This window comes from uncultured Rikenella sp. (assembly GCF_947628055.1).
Lineage (GTDB): Bacteria > Bacteroidota > Bacteroidia > Bacteroidales > Rikenellaceae > Rikenella.
In genome coordinates this window covers 1-3,251 of record NZ_CANQYJ010000161.1, presented here as the reverse complement: position 1 = coordinate 3,251, position 3,251 = coordinate 1, and the positions used below count along the sequence as shown (strand labels likewise).

At 59.5% G+C, this 3,251-nt stretch carries 4 protein-coding genes; 3 read left to right on the top strand and 1 reads right to left on the bottom strand.

Going from position 1 to position 3,251, the window contains the following annotated elements; translation table 11 throughout:
- Nucleotides 1-349: 349 nt before the first annotated feature.
- Nucleotides 350-724: a RidA family protein gene (locus tag Q0Z93_RS10000; protein WP_298065126.1), complete on the bottom strand. Its 375-nt coding sequence runs from the start codon at nt 722-724 to the stop codon at nt 350-352.
- Nucleotides 725-798: 74 nt separating this feature from the next.
- On the opposite strand from Q0Z93_RS10000, the gene Q0Z93_RS09995 reads away from it, so the two are divergent.
- The 3 genes from Q0Z93_RS09995 (at nt 799) to Q0Z93_RS09985 (ending at nt 2,974) form a co-directional block, all read left to right on the top strand.
- Nucleotides 799-1,248 (top strand): META domain-containing protein, encoded by a 450-nt coding sequence (locus tag Q0Z93_RS09995; RefSeq protein ID WP_298065124.1) that lies wholly within the window; start codon nt 799-801, stop codon nt 1,246-1,248.
- A gap of 12 nt (nt 1,249-1,260) precedes the next feature.
- A complete protein-coding gene (locus Q0Z93_RS09990; protein ID WP_298065121.1) occupies nt 1,261-1,710 on the top strand; it encodes an META domain-containing protein in 450 nt (149 codons plus the stop codon).
- A 157-nt stretch (nt 1,711-1,867) separates the two neighbouring features.
- A complete protein-coding gene (locus tag Q0Z93_RS09985; RefSeq protein ID WP_298065119.1) occupies nt 1,868-2,974 on the top strand; it encodes an ROK family protein in 1,107 nt (368 codons plus the stop codon).
- Nucleotides 2,975-3,251: the final 277 nt, after the last annotated feature.

The window sequence follows — 3,251 nt, the reverse complement described above, 5'->3', positions numbered from 1 at the left end:
GGGCGGAGGCCTGGTGCCACTGGGCACCCGAACCGGGCTGGAACTACCCCAATTCCGCAGGCTGTGGCCCTTTGCAGGTCAAAAACAGTATTTGCCTATGCGTCGGGAAAATCCGGTTCGCAGAACCGGGCGGGCCGGACGCCTCCCCCGCGGGAGCCCCGGTGCCGCTCGGCACACGAACAGGGCCGTAACTACCTTAAACAAGCAATGCAAACTTCAATAAACACCCCAACAGGGCCCCCGCCGGGCTTGCGAAACTGCGTTTCGCTCGGGCAGCCTCTACCCGACAAACTCCGCAACCGGTAAACCCGGTTCGAGTGCCGACCGGTACACAGAAAAACCACGCTATCTACTTGACAGCCACCGTCTCGATCTCGACCAGAGCCCCCATCGGCAGCGCCGCCACCTCATAAGCCACCCGGGCCGGCGGATTTTCGGTGTAAAACCCGGCATACACTTCGTTCATGGCCCCGAAATCAGCGATGTCTTTCAGCAGCACAGTCGATTTGACCACATCGTTCTTCGTATAGCCCGCGGCTTCGAGAATAGCCGCGATATTCTTCAGGCTCTGCTCCGTCTGCGCCCGGATACCGTCCGGCATAGCCTGGGTCGAAGGGTCGATGGGTAGCTGCCCCGAGATATAGAGCGTCCCTCCGGCCTCGACAGCCTGGCTGTAAGGGCCGACAGCGGCAGGAGCCTCCGAAGTTGCGATAATTTTTTTCATCTTTTGGCGTTTTGGTATTAATTTTGAACTGAATTCAGGCGAAGAATTACCTTTGTGTGCAAAATAACGGAAATATGACAAGAATCGCAACTGCAATTTTGGCGGCTGTTTCCTTCGCGGCCTGCCAGGGAACCTGCGAGTCGCCTTTAGTGCTGGAGGGCGACTTATGGGTTGTCGACAGCGGACAGGATACGGTCGCCCTATCGCAACAGGAAACCTTGCGGGAAGGCATTCCCTCCATCGAATTCCTCAGCGACGGACAATTGCAGGGATTCACCTGCTGCAACAGCTTCTGGGGGAGCTACCGGACCCGCGACAGCGATTCAGTCTGCCGGATCGACATGACGATAGAAGGCATGACCCTGGCCCTGTGTCCGCACAGCGACGCGGAACACGCCTATATCGAAAAGCTCAAACAGGTGCGCAGCTATGCCGTGCGCCACAACCGGCTCCTGCTGATGGACAGCACAGGCTCCGTCACGCTGCGGCTCATCCCGGCCAGCACCACGCAGAAACAACAATAACCGAACCACATCATGAAAAAAACGTTTACACTCGCGGCCTTGGCGCTCACCGCCGTCGTCATGGGCTCCTGCTGCGCCTGCCGCAAGGGCAGCCCGAAGATCGCCAATCTGGAGACAGACGACTGGAAACTCATCGAGTTCCGGGGCGAAGCGGTGCCTTCGGACAAGGCGGTGACCCTCACATTCGACCCGGAGAAGAAGATGATCTACGGACAGGCTCCGTGCAACAACTTCTTCGCGGGCTACAGCCTGTTCAAGGACGCGGAGCACAATATCGAGATCGCCAATGCGGGGGCCACGCGCAAATTCTGTCCGGACACGGAAATCGAGGACGGATTCACCCGGGAGCTGACAAACATCAAACGGCTCAAAATCGAAGGCGGACGGCTGCTGATGCTGAACGCCGAGGGCGATCTGGTGGCGCTGCTGACAGCCGTGCCGAGAACGGCGGAGACCGAATAACGGCGGCTTTTCCGCCCGGATTCCGTGGGATGTGCTTCCGGCATATCCCTTTTTTGTATATTTGAACTGACAAGATGCGGGACGAAGCCGTTTGGATTGCATCCGGCTTTCGTTATCTTTGCAGTATAACCCGAACATTCACAAAAACAGATACCCTATGGACTTCAATAACGATCCCCGCACCGTGATGACGCTGGATGCGGGCGGTACGAATTTCGTTTTCGGCGCCATCCGCGGATGCGAAGAGGTGGTCGAGCCGATCCACCTGCCTTCGGCGGCCAATAACCTCGAACTGAGTCTGGCCAACCTGATCAACGGTTTCCATGCCGTGCGGTCGCGGCTCAAGGAGGCGCCGGTGGCGATCAGTTTCGCGTTCCCCGGGCCGGCGGACTACCCGAACGGCATTATCTGGAACATCGGCAACCTGCCGGCTTATAAGGGAGGGGTGGCCGTGGGGCCGATGCTGGCCGCGGAATTCGGCATCCCGGTGTTCATCAACAACGACGGCGACCTGTATGCCTACGGGGAGGCGATCAGCGGCTACCTGCCGTGGGTCAACGCGCAGCTCGAACGGGCGGGAAGTCCGAAACGGTACCGCAACCTGGTGGGGCTGACGCTGGGGACGGGTTTCGGCGGCGGAATCGTGCGGAACGGGGAGCTGTTCTTAGGCGATAACTCGGCGGCGGCGGAGGTCTGGCTGCTGAGCCAGCGGTACAGCGAAAAATGCAATATCGAGGAGTCGATCAGCATCCGGGCGGTGCGCAGGGTGTACGGCGAACTGACGGACACGCCGGCGGACAGATTGCCGAATCCGAAGGATATTTACGAGATCGGGATCGGCCAGCAGCCGGGAGATAAGGCGGCGGCGCTCGAAGCGTTCCGGCGGATGGGGCGGGCGCTGGGGGATGCGCTGTGCAATGTGCTGACCGTGGTGGACGGGATTGCGGTGATCGGCGGCGGGGTTGCGGGGGCGAAATCGCTCTTTGTGCCGGCGATGATGGAGGAGATCCGCGGACAATTTACGGGGGCGACGGGGACGGAATTTCCGCGGTTGGCGCAGCGGGCTTTCTACCTGGAGGACGAGGCGCAGATGGCGGGTTTCCTGCAGGGCGAGGTGAAGCAGATTCAGGTGCCGCACACCAACGAACGGGTGACGTATGATTCGATGCCGCGCGTGGGGATCGGTTTCTCACGCATCGGGACGAGCAAGGCGATCAGCATTGGGGCGTATGCTTTCGCGCTCCATGCGTTGGATCGGAAATAGCGGGGATTTTGGTTTCCGGCGCGCGGTTTTTGTTTTTGAGGTAATTCCGGCCCAAGCGAAACGCGAAGTGTCGCCTGTCTCGGCGGGGGCTTGTTGGAATTTTATTGGGGTTTGCATTGCTTGTTTAAGGTAGTTACAGCCCTTAGCCCGGCGCGGGGTCCCGTGGGGGCTTTTGTCGGAGTTTGAGAGGACTTAATTTAAACGGGGCCTGCCCGGCCTGAGGGCGGTACCCTCTTTGGGGTAGTTTATCTTGCTGCCGGCAGGCCAATAAAACACC